The organism is Amycolatopsis circi, assembly GCF_003385235.1.
GTDB lineage: Bacteria > Actinomycetota > Actinomycetes > Mycobacteriales > Pseudonocardiaceae > Amycolatopsis > Amycolatopsis circi.
This window is the reverse complement of sequence record NZ_PQIA01000024.1, coordinates 1-20,744: the sequence shown is the minus strand read 5'-3', so window position 1 is coordinate 20,744 and position 20,744 is coordinate 1. Positions and strand designations below refer to the sequence as shown.

The window sequence follows — 20,744 nt, the reverse complement described above, 5'->3', positions numbered from 1 at the left end:
AGCGCGCCGATGACGATCATCGACAGACCGGTCCGGATGCCGCGCCCAGCTTTTTTCGTCGCGTGGGAATACACCGGGCTGACGACGCTGCCGACAGTGGTGAGCCCGGACGACACGTACGCGACCGCCGAGTTCGCGGCGGAGCGCGAACGACGGGCGATGGCACGGTTCGCGAAGCTGGGCCTGGCCACGCCGGACGGACGGTTGACCGCGCAATTCCGGGCCACGCTGGAACTGCTCGCCGCACCCGCGCGGGAGTGCTACTCCTGGACCGCGTTCACCGGCCGTCCCGAGGACGACGGCGCATTCTTCGTCGCCGCATCCGGCGGCGACGCGGTACGGCTGATCACCGACCACCGATCGATCCAGCTCGACCCGATCCGGCCGCGCAGCCTCGCCACGGCGCTGGTCGAAGCCCTGCCGGAATATCCACCGGCGCGAATGGCGCAGCTGCGGGTCCCGACGGTCTATCTCGAAGACACCGGCGCGGACCCGCTCTCGGAGATGTCCGGGCGCGCCGACGACCTTCGCCATCTCATGCGGGCCGAACGGACCGCAGTGCACAAACTCCACACCGCCAAAAACGCTGGCGCGGAACGGGTTCACAGCACGCCGCTGACGGTCTACGACCTCACCCGAAACGGCAGAGTCCTGGCGTTCACCAGCGACACCGGCAACGGTGGTCTGGAAGCCACCGTGTGCAGCGGAAACCGCACCAACCTCATCGACGCACTGAACCTCACCCTCGACGGACTGGGGTGACCGAGCACAGACAGCGGCATCGGGCGGCCCAGTCCCTGCGTGCCGGAACGTGTCGTGCCAGGCGTTCCCAGACCGCACCGAAGGCAACGCGACGGCAAGACGAGCTAAGTCTCAAAGGAAGACGCAACCGCCTCCGGAACATAGCTGCCGTCGAGAAAAAGTGAACGAAAATCCTCCTCCATCTAAAGAAAACAGCAGGTCAAAGAGTATTGGTCCCGCGCGAGCGGGAGTGATCCGGTTCAGACCCGGAGGAGGTCGCTCGGGCCGAGGTGCTTCCCGCGCGAGCGCAGCCTGGCTCTGGTCTTCGACCCTCCGACCGGGACGCGTTCCTGCGCGGCGTCACGGACGGCAAATTCGACCTGCCGACGCCTACAAACCATCCCTCGCGGCGGAGATATCCCTGATCATCACGGTGCCGGCCAGGAGCATCCGCCTTGCTGGCAATTTCACCCCTTGCACCTTCCTCCACGCGGCGACCGATCAAGTCTGTATCCGCCCCTCCACAGGCTTCCTGCCAAGTCGCTACAAGAGCGCTCCGTCCACCAGAGTGCTCTCAGCGTCACGCCGACAGCGCGGGCAGCCCCGACACCTGCTCCGAGCGCATGCCGGACTAGCCCGGCTCAGGTGTCGCAAGCGAACAAGCTCGGCCAACCGGTAGCGTTGAAGGCCATGGAATCCGTGACGGAAGCGCGGCAGGTCAGCGAGAGGTTCGTCAAGCCGCTCGGGCGGCGGTGGGACCATGTCCAAGCCGTCGCGAGCCGTGCACAGGAGCTTGGCGACGCGGTCGCCGAGCCCGAACGGCCGACGCTTGTCGCCTCGGCCTGGCTGCACGACATTGGCTACTCGCCGGAGATCGGGCACACCCGATTTCACCCGTTGGACGGAGCGAGGTATCTCAAGGCCAGTGGCTGGGCCGACGTGGTGGTCAACCTTGTTGCGCACCACTCCGGAGCGAGGTTCGAAGCAGAGCAGCGAGGAATGGCGGATCAGCTCGCCGAGTTTCCGTTCCAGGAGACCGCGCTCCTGGACGCGCTCGTCGCTGCCGACCTGACAGTCGGCCCGGACGGAGAGCGGGTCTCCTACGACGAGAGAATTTCGGAAATCCTCTCTCGCTATCCCGCTTCGGACCCGGTTCACCAAGCTTGGCTCGTCGCCGCACCCGTCATGCGCGCTGCCGTCGAGCGCACACAACGCCGCTTGGATGCGGCTCAGCCCAAGTAAGGCTGTTTCCTGTCGGCGTCCAGGGCATGCGCGATCCGCATCCTCATCGAAGGGTGCATGGCGAGCTCTTCCAGCCGCGACGAGTCGACCCACTGAACCGCCTTAGTTTCGACTCCGTCTTCACGGGGCTCGCCCCCGATCACCCGCCCCTCGAAGCATAGTGAAAACTGCTGGCGAACCTCACCGTCGTCGTAGGCCATCACATGCCGCGGATTCGTGTACGTGCCGGTGAGCCGGATGATTTCGATGTCTACCCCGGTCTCCTCTTTCACCTCGCGCACGGCGGTTTGCGTAATGGTCTCGCCGATGTCGTGCCCACCGCCCGGCAGAGCCCACAGGTTGTTGTCGACCTTGTGGATCAGCAGGATTTCGTCTCGATCGTTGCGTATCACCACGGTGACCGACGGGACTACGCTGTTGGCCGCTGGTGCCGCTGGGTCATCGACATAATCAATCCTAGCCATGGCTACTTCTCCCCCTTCTCCGGCCTCGCGGATCGCCACACCTGCTCGAACGATTTCAGGTAATGATCCCACACAGTTCCGTTCGGATGCCGCTTGAAATGCAGGACGGGGCTTTGTCCTGCGAGCGCTCCGTACACGTGAGGATTAACCAAGAGCTGGTCATCGAAGCGATACAGCGAGTTGTAAAGAGTTGTGCCGTGCGTACGAACCTCGACACCGTCAAGTTCCGCGACCTCGGCCAGGTACCGACGCATCAGCTGGATGCGCCCCTCAAGGCCGCCAGGCGTGCCTTCGTCGATCGCGCGTTGCAGGACAGCTTCCGATTTCTCGTCTCCGACGAGCAACCGGAAACGAACGCCAGACTGCGCTTTCTTCTGAATCATCGGCACCAGGTCGTACTGTTCCACAAGAAATACCCCGGAGAACACGAGCACGTCCATCTGCTCCTCGACGCCCGCGAGGAGTTCTTGCCAGCCGGCCCCGGTGATGGCCGACCGGGACGGGTAGAGATGGACGAACTCGGTTTCGGACGGCACCGGCCGAGCACCGCCGCTGAGGGAGGGCCAGATCTCGGTTTCTCCGACCCCCAGCACGGTGAGAATCCTGTGCCTGGTCGTTCGGTGCGGCACGACCTCGTCCCGGATCCACCGTTCCGCGGTCTTCGGGTGCGCGTCGACCCGCTCAGCCAGCTGTTCGATGGTCAGGTTCGCCGCCAGCATCGCGGTGCGAAGCCGATCGTTCGCCATAGATTCCCTCCCCTGGGCTAGCACGTTTGGAAACGTCCCGAGGGACGTTTCAGCCCGCCAGGCCGTTCTCAAGCGTCCCGCAAGCGCGGTGTCGGAGTCCTCCACAGTGGAGTTTTCTGTGACCAGCACAGCAAAACCACCGCAGGTCGCATCGAGGAGGTAGCAGTGTTCCTGCTGATCTGCTCATGGACGCTCCAGGTCTGGCTGTTTCCGTTGGGCCGCAAGCGTACTTCCGGCCCGTTCTGCGCGCTGCTTCGTGATCATAACGTCGTATCACGAAATCTGAGGCCTGTTGCCCGAACGCCGGAACACGAGAGGAGCGGTCGCCAATGGCAGCTTTGATCTATATCTACCTCGAACATGTCCGCCCGGTCGTCAACGGCGTATGGCACCGCGCACGCCTTACGAGCGTCCCCGCGCCTGGGGAACACATCACCATGCTCTGCGGCCTGAAGGCTGCCGCAGCGTTCGCGCCGCACGACCAACGCCGGGCGCGTTGCATACCGACGCAGTGCCTGCCCTGCGATGCGGTGTACCGAGAACAGTTGGGCTGGAGTGTCCCGAACAGGCCTGCTGGCCGACCCGCGAAGTCGAAGCGGAGGCAGCAGCGATGAGTCGCCGGACCGACGATGACAGCTACAAGGGCTGAATCTCAATGAAACCCAGCAAAGGGCCGATGGCGGTGAGCACGCGTGTCACGCTGCTCGGAGCCGCGTTGCGTGCCGCACGGGAACGCGCGTCATGGGGTCTCAACGAGCTTGCCCGCAGGATCGGGGTCCGGCCAGCGAGACTGTCCAGTTGGGAACTGGGCCTGCGCGCCGCGCCGGTCATCGACGTCGCCTACATTCTCGGCACGCTCGGTGTCGACGGCGACGACAAGCGCCGCATTCTCGCACTGGCAAGAATGACCGCGTCCGAGGTCGTCATCATGGGGCAGCACCATGACTACGACCGTTACGCGATGCTCGCCGACTGCGGGACAACCGCCACTTCCGTGGCCGACTGGCACCCGCTGTTCATTCCCGATCTCGTACAGCACGACGACTACGCACGCGAAGCGCTGATCGCCGCGGGCAGGTCGGAAGCTGAAGTCCACTTCGTCGGCGAACTCGGCGCAGAGCACCGAGAGCTTATGCAGTCCAAGCCGTTCACGTCCTACCTCGGCGAAGCTGCATTCACCCACATGACCGGATCGTTCGAAACGGTCTCTCGGCAGTTCGACTTCCTCGCCAGTCTGGCCGCGCCGACCTCGACGGTCGGGGTCCGCGTCGTCCCGACAGGCACCGGACGGCATCCCGGGCTTATGGGAGCGTTCACGCTCTACCGCACCAACAGCGGACCCGTCGTCCACCTTCCGAGCCACGGCGCCGCAGTTTTCATGCCGGACGACGGGAACTACAACGACGTGCTCGAAGAACTGGACAACGTCGCACTGTCCAACATGGACTCACGGGTGCTCATGGACAAGTACGCGGCCGAGCACCGAACCAGCCTGCGAAGATCGGCGTAGTCCCTCCTCCTCTTCCGTGCCGTTCCTCCCTGCGGCACTGAATGTTCCGCCTACCGCGCCAGGCGGAACGGGGCCGGTGCACCGTTTGCCCCAACGGGCACCGGCCCCTCGTAAAAATGACGACGCACCGACCACCTAGCCTCCGCGTTTCTCTCAGCCGGCTGAAGACTGTGCCGAAGCCGTTGCTTCGACTGTGTATCGGTCCTTCAGATCGCCCGCGCCGACCGGCTTGTGCGTCGCGGTGAGACAGTGCGGGTGGGTCCATTCAGTCGCGAGGCGTTCGGCGAACGCGGGCCGCCACCGGTCGTGCCAGTACTGGGCATCACGGACGTTCGCGTGCCGGCCGAGATGAGCGGCGCGCCAGGTGTAGGTCAGGGTCGCGATCTCGGCCAGCAGCCCGGGGTGGTTGAGCCAGCAGTCGGGTATCGCGACGGCACGGCTGCCGGGTCGTCCGACATAAACCTCGTTGTAGTACTGCACGAAGCACGCGATCGTGAACAACGGTGATTCCCCTTCGTGCTCCGGGTCTTCCGCAGCAGGGGGCGCAGGAAAGGTGAGCCAACGGGCGGCGTGTTGCGGGTTCGACTCGTCTTCCGCTTCGAGCTTGGCCAGGCGCTCGTGGAGGTGGCCGAGGCGGGCTTCGTGCGACTGGGCCGCGGACCACAGCCGTTCTACCATCGCGGCGATCTCGGCAGCGCTCCGCTGAGGATCATCGTCTTCGTCGTCGGGAATCGGGATGTCGTCGTCGGTGTTCACGCTCGGCCTTGGATTCGATCGAGTTCGTGCTGTGCGTTGCCTGTCCGGATGGCCGCGACGTCGGCTTCGATCTGGGGCCAGTCGGGCCGCGCGGTGATGTCGACGGTGCGGCCGAGGATCGGTTTGAGGTTACCGTGCAGGATGAGGACCCGGTCGCGGTCGAGGGTGCGGATGTCGCCGGGACGGTAGGTCGGGGTGTCTTCGCTGCCGACCGAGCCGCGGCCGCTGCTGAGCAGGCCGTCAGAGTGGTGCTGGTAGGTGCGACGGCGGTGCTGCCCGCTGATCGTCGACAGCCATTCAAGGGTCTGGTCGTCTTTGATGCCGGGGAAGACCGACAGCGTCAGAGTGTTGTCAATGAGGGTTTTGCGGCCGTGTTCGCCGTAGAGTTCGTCGAGCTGGCCGCGGGATTGGGCAGACCAGTGGACGGGCCCGCCGCGGCCGGCGATGTCGGAGATGATCCCGGGCAGTCTTGGCACGGGAGTGCCTTCGTAGATTTCGTCGAGGATCGTGGTCGCTGGCGGCGTGTTGCGCCGGTGTTCCTGGTGCAGTGCGCGTTCCTGGACGCGGGTGAGGAACTCCTCGGCAAACGCGCTCAGTACCGGACGGGCCTGCACGGCTTGGTGCTGACCGGCGATGACGAAAACGCTGCCGCCGGTGTCGAGGAGGGTGTCGATGTCGAACGGATCGCTGCCCGGGGTGCAAAGCGCACGGACATCGGGGTTCATGAAGGGCTCGAGCGCGCGACGCACGCTCATCCAAACCGCGTCGGCGGTCTCGGCGACCATGCCGGTTTCCGAGCGCAGGTTGTAGGCCAGGAACGGGAATTCGCGCTGCAGCAACTCGGCGGGTTCCTGGTCGGCGGGTTTGGTTAGCGACCAGGTGATCAGGTCGTCGATCCCGCGTTGATGGCGGGCAGCAGCGAGCAAGTACGCCTGCAGCACAACCCTTGCCCGGCCGCGAAATACGGCGTCGTTCCCGCCGACATCTTCGATCCCGAGCGCCGAGGTCGCAATCAGCGTTTCAGCACGGCGCAACGCAACTGCGGGTTCGTCGCAGCCGGCGACCGGGTTCCAGCGAACGTGGCGGGGCCAGTCGGTGGTTCCGGTCATGTCCAGCAACCAGGCCGTACCGCCGCGATCTCGGCGCGATCGGGCGAGCAGGCACCATTCGGCCAGGTCGTTCTTCGTCGTGGACGCGAACAACGCGCCCGGTGCGTCGAGGGCTTTGTGGACGAGGTCGGTGCGGGACTTGCCGGACCGGGTCGGTGCGATCGTGCCAGTCGGTGTTTCCAGCGAGACGACCAGGCGTTCCCGGTACGGCCCAAGTGGCAGCGGCGCGGAAATCTGGGTGATCGGAGCGCGGCGGCGTTGCTCCCGAGTGAGATCCGGACGGGTCCAGGCAGCAGTGCGCCGGGCGGCGGCGGGCGTCAGGGTGCGGCGGACCTGCAGCCGGGTGGCGTGGCCTGGTCGGACGGGGCCGCATCGCCGCCAGACCGGAATCGAGACGCCGACGATCATGCTCGCGAGCACCATGATCACGGCTATCGCGTATGCGTAAAAGGCCAGTTCACGGCCGGATATGCCGTTGTCGAAGGGATGGGTCAGAGCTGCTGCCGGGCGGGCAGGATCCGTGACGACCTGCAAGGCGAGCTTGAGCGACCGAGGTGGCGTCGGCCAGGCCCAGGTGTCGGTGGAGAACCCGGTGGTCAGCACTGCGGACGCGGTCAGCGCGAAGGCGACTGCGCAGACGACGAGCACTGCGGCAATGAGTAGCGCCACCAACACGACGTCGCGGTCGGTGTCGGCTGGTTCGGAGCGGTGACGGGGCACAGCGGCGTCCCTCCCGTGCGGGGAAGGCACCAGCGGTCGGTCATCGGTGCTGGCTCCCTCCTGGCGGAGGGGAGGGCGAAGCTGGATCAGCGATTCGGCGGATGGCGACGATGCGGGCGGACCAGTCGGCGAGGCGCTCGACGATCACCCCGTGCTTTTCGTCGTAGGCGTCGACGATCAGCCCGGCGCCGACGTACATGCCGACGTGGCGCGGCTGGGCGGGGGTGCCCAGGGCTCCGGGGATGAACAGCAGGTCGCCCGGCTGGAGTTGCGACTGGTCGGAGACAGCGTGGCCGGCTTTGACCTGGCCGAGGGTGGACGCGGGGATGCCGATGCCTGCGGTGGCCCATGCGGCGAGCATGAGGCCGGAGCAGTCGAAGGCGTCCGGGCCTTTGCCTCCCCAGACGTACCGTTTTCCCAGTTTCGCCACGGCGTACCCGACCGCTGCTTTTTGCTGCGGATCCGCGGGCAGTGTGAATCCGGCCGGCATCCGCGTCTTCTGGTCGCTGCCGGGCGGCAGCGGGACGTCGGATTTACCGTCGTCTCCGCAGGTGGTCGTCGAAGTATCACCGGTCGTGTGCGGGACGGGGTTGTCCGGGCCGGTCCAGATGGAGGCGACGATCTGGGCCGCTTCCGGCTCGCGAGGTGCGTAACGGCCGGGAAAGCCGCTGTTCTGCACGGCTTGTTCCGCTTTGCCAGGCGGAAGCGTGTCCCATCCGGGCAGGGCGAGGAGATGGTCGAGGAAGGTGTTCGTGGCGTGTGCGGGGTTTAGGATCTCCGCGCGGCTCCCCCAGCCTTGGGACGGCCGTTGTTGAAATACGCCAAGGGAATCGCGGTCGCCGTGGTCGAGGTTGTGCAGGCGTGATTCGACCAGGCCGGTCGTGATCGCGATGACGGCTGCCCGGCGCGGAAGCTGTCGCTGCTGGATGATGCCGACGATGGTCCGGGCGATGTTGGTCGCTTCCGCGTCCCGTTCGCTGCGGACGATCCGTCCGGTCCCGGACGCGGAGTTCCCGCAACCCGCCGCGGCGATGGCCGTGGGCGGCTGCCCGGCGGCGACGATCGCGACGCCGAGCAGGAGCCCGCAGAGCACCGTCACGACGGCAGTGACGAAGCCCGTGACGACTTTGGTCGCCCGGTTCATCGGCAACTCCGAAGCATGCTCAGTACCCGAAGCCTTGGCCGAGGTCGTCGTTGGCCCGGAAGTGGTCGTCCAGCAGACGGTCTTCGTCGACCTCGCTGTTCAGCACATCCGCTAGATCGTCAAGCGAGTACTCGTTTCGTTCGGCCATACAGTCGGGCTCGTGAATCACTGCCGCGAGCGGATCGGCAAAGTAGTAGTCACGTTCCTCGAAGCCGAGAGCAGCGGACATCTCTCTGACGGTCTTTTGGTACGCCGCGTCGGCTTGGTTTTCGACTGCGGACATAGCCGATTGCAGGCCGCCCGAGTTGACGTTTTTCGGTATCACGGAGCTGTTCCACACGCGATCAGCGGCCTCGGTTGCGGCTTGGCTAATCCGTTCCGCTGTCTCTTTCTCCATGTCAGAACCTCCTTCGGGTCGCTGCTGTGCTAGGTGCCGAGTCCTGAGTGGAATCCCTCGTCGTCGGACGGCGGGTCGTCGAACCACGATTCGTCTGGCCCGGCGTCGAACCGACGATCATGGTTCTGCGCTTCGTCGTCAGTGAAGATGCCGGTAAGCAGTTCGTCGACCCGCTCCTCGCTGCCTGGCGTGAGAACCTGTGGATCCGGGCTACCTTCGGCCAGCAAGCTCGACAGTTCTTCGCGTTTGTCCACGCCGTGGCGCTGACCGTCGAGGTGGATCGGGCTCAGCATGCGTTCGGTGTCGTAGTCCTGGTCGGGCCAGGTCCAGGCGAGGGTCAGCTCCTGGTCACCGCGGCGGTAGGTCTCGGTGTGCCCGGTCTCGGTGGCTTTGATTCCGCTGGATGCCCAGCCGTGCTCGCCGAGCACGGGGGCGACGTCGTCGCGGGTGAGCGTGGTGACGAAGCCGTCCGGGCGGTACAGCCGGTTCAACCCGGACTGGGCATACTGCTCCTGTTGGTAGCGCCGGGAATCCGGTCGCAAGTCGGTATAGGTCGGCGTCGTCGAGACGCGGCTGACGTTCAGCAGTTCGCCGAGGTCGTCGGTGATTTCGGCGTAGGGCCGGAGCGCGGTGATCACGCCGCCGGGATAGGTGACGTCGCCGAGGCCATTGCCGACATCGACGGTCAGGCGGTCCTCTCCTTGCTCGTCTTGTCCGTCGAAGACCTGGGCGTAGTAGGTTTGCAGGCCCTCGTCCCAGCCGACGTAGACCTCCCGGTTCGGGTTCAGGAAAGTGGCGAGTGGTTGCAGGCGGATACGGCTGTTAGCCACGGCTTCGCCCTTCTCCCCTGCCGCGGCCTGCGGTCGGCCGCAGTTGTGCATTGGTGTCGAACAGGCGTTTTTCGAAGCTGGACAGCACGGTCTGCACCAGATGAGCCGGGTGGTTCTCCGTCTTCCACAGCGCGCGGCCGAGTCGTTCGTTCACCGGCCCGGTCAGCCGTTGATGCTCCGGTCCGGTCAGCGCGAGCGCGTCGGCGAGGTCGTCCGCGACGCGCGTGGATTGTCCGAAAAGGACTCTCGTGGAACAGAGCGCGATGAGGTCCTTGGCGATCGACACAGCCTGCGATCCGGTTGCGCCGACCGAATACAGATCGGACAGCTTGTGCAGGACCAGGATCTGGATGATCTTCTCCAAACGGGACAGCCGCAGCTCCGCGTCGATCGCGGCGACCGCGCGCGGGCCGAGCCGCAGCTGCCGCCAGCATTCGTCGCGCACGACGATGCGGATGTCGCCGTCGTCGCGAAGATCGGTGGCCAGGGACGACCAGGCTCCGAGGCATGTCAGCGCGACCGCGACGGCCGTGTCTCCGCGGGAGCGCAGCCGGGACAGATCCATGCTCTGCACCGGTGCGTCCCAGTCAATGGCCACGGTGGTGGGTGCGTCGAACATCCCGGCGAGTGCGCCGGAGATGAGATTCGCGAGCGCGTCGGTCATCGGGCGCAGCTGATGCAGGAAGTCGGGCCGCCCCTCGTATCGCAGATCGCGCCACAGCTGGGAATCCGGGGCGGCGAGTTCCCGGTGGACGTCGGGAATCGTGATCGGCCGGAGTCGGGTGTTGCCGTCGCTGGCTCCCACGAGGCGACGCAGGACCGCTGCCAGCGCGGCTTCGTCGGACACGCTCGGTGGATGCCCTTGGGATTCGGCCAGCGCGGCCAGCAGCTGCACCCACCGGCCCAACACGCTGGAAAGCTCGTCCCGTTGCCGCCGCGCAGTCCAGGTTTGCCAGCGGGCGGTCAGCGGTCCGAGGTCGAGGGCGTTGACCCGAGCGTGACTGCCCGCGCCCAGTTCGATCGGCGTCGCGCCGAGTGCTCGCACGACCGGCGTGTACTCGCCTTTGACGTCTCCGCTGATCAGGGTGCGTACGCCGAAGTTGAGCATCCTCAGCGCGAAAGCCACGACCGTGGATGACTTGCCGCGGCCGGGTTCGCCGAACAGCGCGATGTTGGGATTGGTCGCCAGGCCGCTGCGCAGCACCCATTCGACGGGGTGGCAGTAGAACGCGCCCCCGGACTGGACGTCGTAGCCGATCCGGGCACCGACCGCGGGCATCGGGCTGGCCACCAGCAGCGGAAACAGTCCGCCGATCTCGCGGGTGCTGGCTTGGTACACCGGCAGCGGTGCCAGCACCGGCGACCATCCGTGGCCTGGCCGGGCGTGCCCGCGCAACGGTGCCGTCGAGCGGTTCACCCGGTCGCGTTCCGTCTTGGCCGGTGCCGATCGCCCAGGCGTTGGGCACGGGGCTGCGCCGAATGTGGTCAGGAGATCGGCAGCGGTTCGTTCCGGCGGTCGCGCGGGCATCAGACCAGGCCTCCGCGCAGGCGAGGCAGGCCGATGCCGACGGGGAGGACTGCGGCGACGAACCCCGCGTCCTGCGCAAGGTCCAGGCGCAGCAGCTCGAAGCGCCCCGCGATGTCGTTCTCCATCCGCGCGGCGTGGTCCTCCACGCTCCACTCCCCCGGCACCGTGATCGCAGTCGCGGCAGCGAAACGCACCAGCCCGTGTCCGGCGGCGACGGCCTGCTCCTGCGCTCGCGCGCCCGCAGCCGCGCGGGACTCGGACGCCGCGGCGCTGAAACCCTTGGAGCGCTTCCAGTCCCGCACCGCTCCGGCGCGGAACCTGCCTGCCCGGACCGCGCTGCGAGCACGGCGAGGAGGAAGTGCTTCGTAGTGGATTGCCAGGGCGCGCCGTTCCCCGGCTGTGCGCACCGCCAGCAGGCCGCTCAGAGAACCGAAGGTGGTACCGGATTCTGGCATCAGCACGGCATAGGACACGGTGGCGAATCCGTCGTGCCGGTAGACCCGCGCGCTGGGCGTCGGCGTCTGGCCGGGACCGGCCGCGGCCCACGCGACGCCGGAGCGCCGAGCGTTCAGCGAGCCGGCGGAGCCAGGGTTGAAGCCGGTCCGGATCGCTTCGGCCAAGCCGGCACCGGACAGCCAGGTCACCCGCTGCGCGCCGAGCGCGCGCAACGACTCGGTGAGGCCGTCGAGAGCGCGGTACAGGACGACAGCCCGCCCGTCGGTTCCGCCGCCGGCGGCTGCGGCCGGGCGGCGCAGCGCGGCTTCCGGGCCGGTGAAGGTCACGAATACCTCGTGCCGGACCGAGACAGCTCCGACTGTGCGGTCCAACTCGCGCTCCGCGCGGCGTGCAGCAGCAGGTGCGTCCACGCGTTCATGCACCGAGCGCCACGCGTCGTACTCTGCACCGGTGTCGGGCACGGTCCGGACCAGCAGCGACATCCGGTCGACGACCTCGCGGTGCGCCAGCGTCGCGAGCAGGTTTCCCAGACGGTTGGCGAGTCGCTGGCATTGCGCGTCGGACAGCATGCCGACTCCGCGGTGCGTCAGCTTCGCAGTTGCACCCCAACGGGCTTCGCCGGTGTCGTGGATCAGGCAGATCCGGCCGAGGTCGCGCATCGGCGGACCGTCGGGGAACCGCAACCGCGCGAGGGTGCCGGGCAGATCCGGGAGAGCCGGGTCGACCGCTGCTCCGGTGGCGGCTCGGGACTGCCAGCGCGACCAGCCGAACGCGATTCCGACTTGGAACAGCACCCAGTCGAAGAGCCACCGGGCCGCCGGACGGCCGCGGACGGGAACCACGATCAATGCGATCGCGGGGACGGAGACCATGGCAGTCGCCAGGGCTCCGGCGAGATGTCCCCCGGCCAACGGGAAGATCACGGGCAGGGCGAGCAGTACGCAGGCGAGGGCCTGTGCCGGGCGGAGGCCGAGCAGCCAGCCGTCGTGTTCTCGGTGTCCGAGTCCGGTGTAGAGCCGGGTGCCGGTACTCATTCGACCACCGGTTCCTCGGCTGGGCCGTGGTCGTCGTCATCGTCGTTGTCCTGCGGATCGTCGTCCGGCACCACCTCTTCTGCTGGATCCTCGACCGCGTCGACTACAGGCGGGAGAACGTCGTCGGCAGGCGAAGCGTCGTCCTCGGCGGATTCGTCGTCCGAATCCTGCTCCTCGTCTCGCTCGTCTTCCTCGTCGTCGGGTTCGTGGTCCTCAGGTTCGAAGTCTGGTTCGGAGTCGGCAGCATCGAAGCGTTCGTCGTTCGCGTTTTCTTGCGCGTTGTCCTCGTCGCCGTCGTCGTCCCCAGAGCCTGATCTCCAGTCCTGCCAAGCTTTCTTGAGCTTGTCGAACATGTTCCCGAGCTGGTTCGCGGGCAGGCTGTCCGGCCCGTAGGTGTCCGCGCCCAGATCCGACATCTCGCCGCGGAGATCGCCGCCCGCGTTCGGGTCGATGAAGGAGAACAGCTTGAACAGCACGATCGGCATGAACAGCGCGAGCAGCAGCGTCACAATCCCGGACAGCAACCCGAACAGGCCTTGCCGGCCAGCGACCGTGGCCACGCCGATGACGATGACCAGTGCGATCGCGGGTTTGAGGAAGATTAGTGCCAGCAGGCCCCGGACGCCTTTCCAGAACCAGCGCGAGGTCGTGTTGGCGAGCAGTCCGGCAGCGAGGATCGGGATCGTCGCGACGATCACGTCGATTCCGGCCTGCCGCAGGATCATCTCGAAGGCCATGCCGAACCCGGCCGGGAAAGTTCCCAGCACGGCCGAGACGCCGAGGATCACCGCGTTCAACGCTTTGGAGACAGTGTCGGGAAAGTTCAGGACGTGCATCGCGTCGGCGAACCGGTCGCTGTGGAGGCCGTAGCCCAGCAGGAACGTGGTGAGCCCGTCCGCCGAAGCCAGCAATGCCGCAACGATCCCGACTGACACCGCGAGGGCCACGCAGTACTGCATAGGTCCAAGCACAAGGCGGGTGAACCCTCGCCCTCCGCGCAGCACCGCCGAAATGATCTGCCAGAAGAACAGTCCCAACGCGAGAACACCGCTGATCCACAGCATGAACGGCCACACGACGCCGATCGGCCCGTCCGTTTTGGACACGGTGAACCGGGAGTAAGCGTCGACGCCTTCGAGGACAAGCTGCAGCACGGTCAGCCCGGACCCCCACAGGCCCTGCATGATGGAGTCGAACACGTTCCCGGCGGCGACCGCCAGTCCCTTGCTGGCGACGCCGCCGGCCAGCTTGCCCAGGGTTCCCAGCTGGGTGAGCCAGTCGATCGGGTTCACCGCGCACCGCCCAGCGCCCGGTAGCCAGCATCGACGGATTCGTTGGTGCCCGGCCATGCCGACGGGGCGTAAGCCGCTCGGGGTCCGGGACTGATCCGCCAACTGCTTCCGGTCCACCGCAGCGCCTGGCAATCCCCGACTCCGACGCTCATGCCCTGGCCCTGGTAGTCGACGGAAAACTGTCCCAGGGTGCACGCGACCACGTAACGGCCCTGGTCGGCAGTGCCTTTGATCAGCCCGTGGGTCACCTCATAACGCACGGTCAGTCCGTCGGTTATCTCGCCCGCGGCGATCCCGGCAGCCTTGCGGAACTCCCGCAGCAGCACGTGCAACCCCGCATCGGCAACCGACGGCGCTCCTTGCAGGGCCGACTGTGCGTAGGCCCGGTCGTAGGTTTCGGGATCTCCTCCGGACAGCCCGGCTTGATTGAGGGCCGCCAGTTGCGCCAGTGCGCCTTCCGCGGTCGGCGGGAAGCCGTCGGGAATCCACCATCCAGCGCGTTGCGACGGGGACGGCAGCACGATCGGCGGTCCGGCCGTTCGCGGGCTCTGGGGGTGGGGCTGCGCCGCCTCCGCAGGCAACCAAGTCATCGGGCGCGTCGCCAGCGTCGACTCCGGATCGCCGGGCAACTGCCCCGGCCCAGGAAGCACGGCACCGGGCGGGTCTGACAGCGTCGCCTGCGAGGTCCGGGTGTGCGCGATGACCACGAACGCTGCAATGGCCGCAAGTCCGACGAACACCATTGCCAGCAAACGGATCCTGGCACGCGTGCGCGTACGGTCGTCGATGTCGCTGTTCATCGTGCCGCACCCGCGAAGCCGTTGATGACGGTCCAGCCAATGCCGTACAGCAGAGCACCGCCGACCGCGCAGAGCATCATGACCAGGCCGACCTTGCCTGCGCGGTGGTGATCGACCCACCGGCCGCCTGCCCACACCACCAACCCCATGAAAAACCCGACCAGCAAAGCGATCCCGGCTGCCCACTTCACATTGCCGACGAGCCCGAGGATCTGGTCGGCTCCCGGCGGCTTCTCCGGGTCCGGATTCGGAAGATCCGCGAGATGGACGATCCACGCCCACACGACATGGCTGAGCATCGCGACTCCCTGCTCGGCACACCGGACGAGGCCGGTGCGGGAAGCGGGAGGGCTTCAAACGACGAGGGCGAGCTACCGCGAAATCACGGGGTCTTTCGCCCTGGAGGAGGAGGCGACAGCCATCCCGCCGTCCGCCACTGGCGCAGCAGCGGAGAAAGAGCGGAGCGGATCTTGTCCGGCGTGACGTCGGCGGTAATCCCGGCGGTGGCGACGTCACGCTCGTACGGCACGAAGACCGCGCTCTCCAACAACACACTGACCCGGTACCCAGCGGTCGCCGCAACCCGCGGAGGCCATCGCCGTGCACCTACGACCACCAGTCGCCCGATCGGCGGAATCATCCGCCGCAACACCCACGGTTCGAGGCGAGCGAGAACCTGCTCCGCTTGAACCAGACCCGGCACGGTAGGCCGTAGGACCAGCAGTGGACACGTAGCGAGGCCCAGCCAGCGACCGGTGCCCAACCGCACGTCCGACGCGATTTCCCAAGCGTCTCCGGCGACGTCGACAACCGTCGCCTGCACGCGGTGGTCTCCGGGAAGCCACCACAAGGACGGCGCGACTGACCGGCTTGTGCCGGGGTCCTCGACCCGGCCCACGAGCGCTTGCGCACGCCAGGAGAACCGCACGCGCGCAGTCGGCTCCGGCACCCGGACCACCGGGCCGTCCGCTCTGGCGGCCCGCCCGAGCCCGGACCGAACCGGACCCGCGGTGTCGGCGAGCAGCACCGAGTACCCGGCCAACTGCAGCGCGTCCGAGAGCGCAGCGGCGACCACACTCGCCCCGACGCCGCCGGACGCGCCCAAGATCGGAGCCACCAAACCGAACCTGGCGCGGAGCGAGTCTGCGTTTCCCGGTGCGTGCCGGTCAGCGGCGGTGCCGCCGGACAGAGTGTCCATCTTGTATCTCCCGGACGTCGCTGACCTGCGTCGCGTTCCATTTGGAGGGCACGACGACTTCAGCTGTTGTCAAGGAGGGCTGGTCGTGAGAGATTTGACTCGCTGTGTTGTCACGACACGAGCCAGCGTATCGACACAGCAGTGCTTGTCAAGCAGCACCGAGGGGACCAGATGAACGACCGGCGCGCGCAGCAGGGCGGTAGCGCACGCGGATCAGGCGATTCGCCGATCCCTCGTCGCACCGCCGAGCAGCAGACCGCGCTGTACCGGACGCTGCTTGGGTTCGACGGTTTCTCCGGCCGCCTCACGCACCTGCTGGACCACGAGTCGTTCGTCCACTACGACGCCGATCGCACGCCGGTAACCGACCCGGAGTTCATCGCGGCGCGCGCGGCCGAACTGCGGACGAAGCGAGCGTCCGCCCAGGCGATCGCCGACTGGCTCCTGGAGCATCGCGGGATCTCGATCAGCCGTCAGCAAATCAACAACCTACGGGCCGGTCGCCGTCCGATGCCACGTGCGTCGGAGGTGAACGGCTTCGCCGATTACTGGCGCATCGACGCGCGTGCGCTCGATCCCGCCACGCCAGCCGAGCAGATCACAGGCTTTCCCGACACGGAGACCAAACTCGCCGCACCGGACTGGCGCATCCTCGAGCTGATGAACGAGATCGGCCTGCAAAGCGTGCAGGCCCGGGAGATCGGCTCCGCTCTCGACAACTCGTCCCCCGACAACAAGCAAGCGCTGATCGAGATTCTGTCCGCCATCTCGCGGGATCAGAAGGCAACCGACGAAGACTGACGGCCCACGCTAACCCATATTGAATTCACCTGTTGACAAAGTCTGGTCAGCGGGTAGGTTTACACCGAGTTGGCCGCCACGGCCGCCGCATCAGGGAGGGTGCGGCGCACTGGCCGGACGGCCGCCGACACGGGAGTTGTCGTGCCGACTGACGTCGTGCCGGCGACGCACGTTCACGCACCGAGGGATCGCACGTTCTCAATCATCCCTCCGCGCCCTGACTGCGTCGCCGAGATACCGAACCACCTGAACCGCGCCGACCGACAGGCATTCGGACGCGGCCCGCCCCGAGGGCCGCCGCGAACCGGGCTTGGTTTCGCTCTCACCCAACCCAGCGCACCACGAAAGCAGCAGTTTCAGTCCTCAATGGACTCTTACTGTGCCGTGCCTGTCGGCGAATCGCCGGGCAGCATCACTTTCTCCTCAGTTCATCGTCAGCGCCGTAACCGGCGCGACCTTGTCGTGCCACAAAACCAACCTAAGGACACTCATGCGTTTTTCTCCGCCCACCGCGGCATTGGCCGCGGCGCTGGCGCTCTCGTCGGCTGTCGCCGCACCTGCGATCGCCGACGGAACCCATGACGCGAACAACGACCGCAGCGCCCTATCCGGCAGTATTCCCGAGTGGGCAACGCCTTCGGCGAAGGTCGGCAACGCCGACACCTCAGACGTTCGCCGCGTGCAAGTCGCCTTGGCGTTGCGCGATCCCAGTGGCGCAGCACGACTTGCCGCCGACGTGTCGAGGCCAGGAAGCAGCCAGCGCGGGCATTTCCTTTCCGCTGCACAATTCACCGACCGGTTCGGGCCGACCGACGACTCTGTACGCCAGGTGCGGGACTGGCTTGCCCACGCAGGCCTGACAGTGAAGGACACAAGCACAAACCGAATGTTCGTCGACATCGAAGGCACCACCGGCGATCTCGAACGCGCCTTCGGCACGCACCTCGCTTCATACCGCACCAAAATCAGCGGACTCGCGCGAACGCTCACCGCACCCGAAAACCCGGTCACGATTCCCCGCGCGCTACGCGGCATGGTCAGCACGGTGATCGGGCTGGACGACAGCGGCCAAACAATCCGCCCGCAGCACACCGCACCGCACGCCCCGAGTGCCCAGCACTGCGCGCGCTGGTGGGGCGAGCAGAACAACACCGACGTCCCGCAAAAGTACCCGTCCGGCGCACAATCGAACTCGCTGTGCGGCTACACCGGCACCTCCCTGCGCGCCATGTACAGCCTCGGCTCCGGCGACCAGGGATCCGGCACCACCATCGGAATCGTCGGGGCCTACAACGGGAACACCGTCGCGCAAGACGCCAACCAGGCGGCGGGCCAAACCGGAATTCCCCAGTTGAAGCCCGGCCAGTACACCGCGGTTCTGCCTGATGGCGGGTTCACCGATCAACAGAAGTGCGACGCCGACGGGTGGGCTGGCGAGCAGGCGCTCGACGTCCAGTCGTCCCATGCCATCGCACCCAACGCGAAGATCCGGTACTACGCCGCGAAGACCTGCCTCGGCGGGCTGTACGACGCGGTCGTCAAGGCAGTCAACGAGAACGCCGCGGACGTGCTGTCGTTCTCCTGGGGCAACGCCGACGGTGAACGGAGCCTGGCCCCAGCGGTCCGAGACCAGTTCAACTCGATCGCGCTGCAGGCCGCCATCCAAGGGCAGTCCATCGTGGTCTCGACCGGCGACGCCGGAACGAACGCCGGCGTCACCGGAGCAGCGACCGCGAGCTTCCCGTCCTCCAGCCCGTGGGCGACCGCGGTAGGCGGCACCACCGTCGGCCTCAACCAGCAGAACAAGCCGGTTGTGGTCACAGGCTGGGAGAACGCCGGGAACACTCTCTCCGGCGGGAAGTGGATCCCTCAGCGCAACACCGACGGATCCTTCGCTGGCGGTGCAGGGGGCGGTTCCTCCGCACTCTATGGCGCTCCTGACTGGCAGGAGGGCGTCGTCCCAGCCTCGGCGAGCCACGGACACCGCGCAGTGCCGGACATCGCTGCACTGGCCGACTCCTACACCGGTTTCCTGGTCGGGCAGACACGGCAGGACCAGTTCGGCCTGTATTCCTTCGGCGGCACGTCACTCGCCGCTCCCGTTGTCGCCGGGTTGGCAGCCGACGCCCAGCAGGTACGCGGTGCGCGCGGCGGACTGCTGGCCCCGTCGCTGTACGCGCTGCGAGCCGGGATCAAGGACGTCACGCCCGTCAAGGCTGGCATATTCAGTCCGACGATGCACACGTTGCCGGGGACCGGTGTGCCGAGCCAGCAGGGCCAGTACCTGATCGACTTCGACACCCGACCCCAGACGCTCCAGAGCGGGCCGGGCTGGGACAACGTCACCGGGGTCGGCACTCCCGACCGCGGTTTCGTCGCGGCGCTCGCCGCGAAGTGAACCGGTGGTGCGGGCCCGGTCAGGGGGCTGGCCCGCACCACCTCCCTTCCCGATCCCGCCACCGGAGGCCCGATGCCCGCGCCTTTCTCCCGACACCCGTCGCCGCTGCACACCTGGACACGCCGGTTCCTGTTCGTGGCCGGAGGTTTCGCGTGCGGGCTGCTGCTGGCGATCTCCGTGAACAACGTCCTGGACGTGGCACCGTCGGCGACCGGCGAAGGCATCCCCGCACCGGCACAACACACCGCGCCACCGATCACGCCTCAACCTGTATCGCGCCCCGAGTCGCTCCCTCAGGCCACGACCTACGCCACGATCCCCGCCGCACCGCGAGACGTGAACGACCGCGATGCGCCGGACGGAACAGTCGTGCATCCGCTGCGACCGGTCCCGGTCTACCGCGCTCCCGGCGCGGCACCGCTCGCGATGCTGCCTGCGCACGAGATCAGTTCCGACACCTGGGTTCCCGTTGTAGCAAGGGAAGACGGCTGGGTCCAGGTCCTGCTGCCGTCCCGCCCGAACGGATCGGTCGGATGGCTATCCACCCAAGACTCCGCCTTGGCAATCACCCGGACTCCCTACCGGATCGAAGTAGACAGGGCGGCATTCCGGCTTACGCTCACACACGACGGCACTACGGTCGCCGCCTGGACTGTCGGAGTGGGCAAGGAATCCGCACCGACTCCAGCGGGCCGGACGTTCGTGATGGCGTCCCTCACCGACAGAAAACAGGCCTACAGTCCCGTGATCCTCCCGTTGGGGATCCACTCGACCAGTCACGAAACCTACGGCGGCGGCCCAGGGACGACCGGCATCCACACCTGGCCCGACCCCAAAGTCTTCGGCACCCGCTCCAGCGACGGCTGCGTCCGCGTCCCTCCCGACGCACTGCACCGGCTGGCCACCGAGGTGCCCCTGGGCACTCCGGTCCTCATCCGTTGATCCCACCCAAGAAGGAGAAACAATGCCCACACAACCGCGTGCAGTCCGGCTCGCACTGGCCGGGGCAGGCGTCAGCGCACTCGTCCTCGGCGTCGCCGTCGGAACCACCTCGCTGACGGCGAAACCCGCCGCACTCGCAGCCGGCTCCGGCTCGAGCGCATCCGGCATCACCGTCAGCGGTGGAGAACATTTCGGCCCTGCGCCGTCGGTTTCCAGCAGCGGCAGCGTCAAGACCGGCGGAGGATCCGTCTCCTCCCCCAGCGGCGCCGTGGTCGCCAGCGGCATCAGCCTCCGCGCCGGAGCCGGACTCGCCGAGGCAACGGTTTCCAGCGTCCGAGTCGGCACCACCAGCGTCGGCCCGTTCTCAGCAACCTGCCGCAACGGCGTCACCACCGTCAAGGCCCCGACGCGTTCCACCGGGAACCTCACCGTCACCCCAGGCAAATCCGGAGGACCACAAGCAACCGCCGGCACCATTACCGTCAAAACCCCCGGCGCACCAGCGATCACTGTGACCGTCGCTGCCGTCTCCTGCGGTACCGGCACCCCGCCCGCCGAACCGCCGCCCAGCACCCACCCCGGAAAGCCCATCCCGACCGAAGGGCCCGCACCGACGGCCGAACCGACCCGGCCGGG

Annotated in this window: 21 protein-coding genes; 8 read left to right on the top strand and 13 right to left on the bottom strand. The window is 67.1% G+C overall.

The genetic code is table 11. The features are described from left to right. The first annotated feature begins 9 nt into the window (after positions 1-9). Both D0D37_RS13515 and D0D37_RS13510 read left to right on the top strand, forming a co-directional pair. Positions 10-762 (top strand): ESX secretion-associated protein EspG, encoded by a 753-nt coding sequence (locus D0D37_RS13515; RefSeq protein ID WP_116200869.1) that lies wholly within the window; start codon positions 10-12, stop codon positions 760-762. A 669-nt stretch (positions 763-1,431) separates the two neighbouring features. Then, positions 1,432-1,983, top strand: a complete 552-nt coding sequence (locus D0D37_RS13510; protein WP_116200913.1) for an HD domain-containing protein — start codon at positions 1,432-1,434, stop codon at positions 1,981-1,983. Here D0D37_RS13510 and D0D37_RS13505 read toward each other — a convergent pair. Continuing rightward, the gene (locus tag D0D37_RS13505) at positions 1,971-2,447 is read right to left on the bottom strand and encodes an NUDIX hydrolase (RefSeq protein ID WP_116200868.1); all 477 of its coding nucleotides are present in this window, start codon (positions 2,445-2,447) and stop codon (positions 1,971-1,973) included. The two genes, D0D37_RS13510 and D0D37_RS13505, sit on opposite strands and share 13 nt — an antisense overlap. A 2-nt stretch (positions 2,448-2,449) precedes the next feature. Beyond that, on the bottom strand, positions 2,450-3,298 hold the full coding sequence (locus D0D37_RS13500; protein WP_244223499.1) for a helix-turn-helix domain-containing protein: 849 nt from the start codon (positions 3,296-3,298) through the stop codon (positions 2,450-2,452). Between the two features lie 224 nt (positions 3,299-3,522). Here D0D37_RS13500 and D0D37_RS48470 point away from each other — a divergent pair, with 224 nt between their 5' ends. After that, entirely contained in the window at positions 3,523-3,807 is a 285-nt protein-coding gene (locus tag D0D37_RS48470; RefSeq protein ID WP_116200866.1) for an HC3 family zinc finger protein, read from the top strand. Positions 3,808-3,875: 68 nt separating this feature from the next. Beyond that, on the top strand, positions 3,876-4,703 hold the full coding sequence (locus D0D37_RS13490; protein ID WP_162834209.1) for a helix-turn-helix domain-containing protein: 828 nt from the start codon (positions 3,876-3,878) through the stop codon (positions 4,701-4,703). A 153-nt stretch (positions 4,704-4,856) separates the two neighbouring features. Here D0D37_RS13490 and D0D37_RS13485 read toward each other — a convergent pair whose 3' ends face one another. The 11 genes from D0D37_RS13485 to D0D37_RS13435 form a co-directional block, all read right to left on the bottom strand. Beyond that, the gene (locus D0D37_RS13485; protein ID WP_116200864.1) at positions 4,857-5,459 is read right to left on the bottom strand and encodes a hypothetical protein; all 603 of its coding nucleotides are present in this window, start codon (positions 5,457-5,459) and stop codon (positions 4,857-4,859) included. Further along, positions 5,456-7,288: a type IV secretory system conjugative DNA transfer family protein gene (locus tag D0D37_RS13480; protein WP_244223498.1), complete on the bottom strand. Its 1,833-nt coding sequence runs from the start codon at positions 7,286-7,288 to the stop codon at positions 5,456-5,458. The genes D0D37_RS13485 and D0D37_RS13480 overlap by 4 nt, the downstream gene beginning before the upstream one ends. Before the next feature lie 40 nt (positions 7,289-7,328). Continuing rightward, positions 7,329-8,432, bottom strand: coding sequence for a C40 family peptidase (locus tag D0D37_RS13475; RefSeq protein ID WP_116200863.1), 1,104 nt, complete (start codon positions 8,430-8,432; stop codon positions 7,329-7,331). Positions 8,433-8,451: 19 nt separating this feature from the next. Next, entirely contained in the window at positions 8,452-8,829 is a 378-nt protein-coding gene (locus tag D0D37_RS13470) for a hypothetical protein (RefSeq protein ID WP_116200862.1), read from the bottom strand. Positions 8,830-8,858: 29 nt separating this feature from the next. Beyond that, entirely contained in the window at positions 8,859-9,659 is an 801-nt protein-coding gene (locus tag D0D37_RS13465) for a hypothetical protein (protein ID WP_116200861.1), read from the bottom strand. Further along, positions 9,652-11,076 carry an ATP-binding protein gene (locus tag D0D37_RS13460; protein ID WP_244223497.1) on the bottom strand — a complete coding sequence of 475 codons (1,425 nt, stop codon included), beginning with the start codon at positions 11,074-11,076 and terminating at the stop codon, positions 9,652-9,654. The genes D0D37_RS13465 and D0D37_RS13460 overlap by 8 nt, the downstream gene beginning before the upstream one ends. 110 nt (positions 11,077-11,186) lie before the next feature. After that, complete coding sequence (locus D0D37_RS13455; protein ID WP_116200859.1) at positions 11,187-12,677, bottom strand: SCO6880 family protein; 1,491 nt, start codon at positions 12,675-12,677, stop codon at positions 11,187-11,189. Continuing rightward, positions 12,674-13,969, bottom strand: coding sequence for a hypothetical protein (locus D0D37_RS13450; protein WP_116200858.1), 1,296 nt, complete (start codon positions 13,967-13,969; stop codon positions 12,674-12,676). Before D0D37_RS13450 ends, D0D37_RS13455 begins: the two co-directional genes overlap by 4 nt. Beyond that, a complete protein-coding gene (locus D0D37_RS13445) occupies positions 13,966-14,769 on the bottom strand; it encodes a hypothetical protein (protein ID WP_244223496.1) in 804 nt (267 codons plus the stop codon). Before D0D37_RS13445 ends, D0D37_RS13450 begins: the two co-directional genes overlap by 4 nt. Continuing rightward, positions 14,766-15,068: a hypothetical protein gene (locus tag D0D37_RS13440; RefSeq protein ID WP_116200857.1), complete on the bottom strand. Its 303-nt coding sequence runs from the start codon at positions 15,066-15,068 to the stop codon at positions 14,766-14,768. Before D0D37_RS13440 ends, D0D37_RS13445 begins: the two co-directional genes overlap by 4 nt. 83 nt (positions 15,069-15,151) lie before the next feature. Beyond that, entirely contained in the window at positions 15,152-15,967 is an 816-nt protein-coding gene (locus D0D37_RS13435; RefSeq protein WP_244223495.1) for a P-loop NTPase family protein, read from the bottom strand. A gap of 171 nt (positions 15,968-16,138) precedes the next feature. On the opposite strand from D0D37_RS13435, the gene D0D37_RS13430 reads away from it, so the two are divergent. From D0D37_RS13430 to D0D37_RS13415, 4 genes are all read left to right on the top strand, one after another. Beyond that, positions 16,139-16,768, top strand: coding sequence for a hypothetical protein (locus D0D37_RS13430; RefSeq protein ID WP_116200856.1), 630 nt, complete (start codon positions 16,139-16,141; stop codon positions 16,766-16,768). A gap of 490 nt (positions 16,769-17,258) precedes the next feature. Beyond that, the gene (locus tag D0D37_RS13425) at positions 17,259-19,166 is read left to right on the top strand and encodes a S53 family peptidase (RefSeq protein ID WP_116200855.1); all 1,908 of its coding nucleotides are present in this window, start codon (positions 17,259-17,261) and stop codon (positions 19,164-19,166) included. A gap of 72 nt (positions 19,167-19,238) precedes the next feature. Beyond that, complete coding sequence (locus D0D37_RS13420; protein WP_116200854.1) at positions 19,239-20,108, top strand: L,D-transpeptidase family protein; 870 nt, start codon at positions 19,239-19,241, stop codon at positions 20,106-20,108. Between the two features lie 22 nt (positions 20,109-20,130). Continuing rightward, on the top strand, positions 20,131-20,744 hold a 614-nt coding region (locus tag D0D37_RS13415; protein ID WP_162834208.1), incomplete at its 3' end, for a hypothetical protein.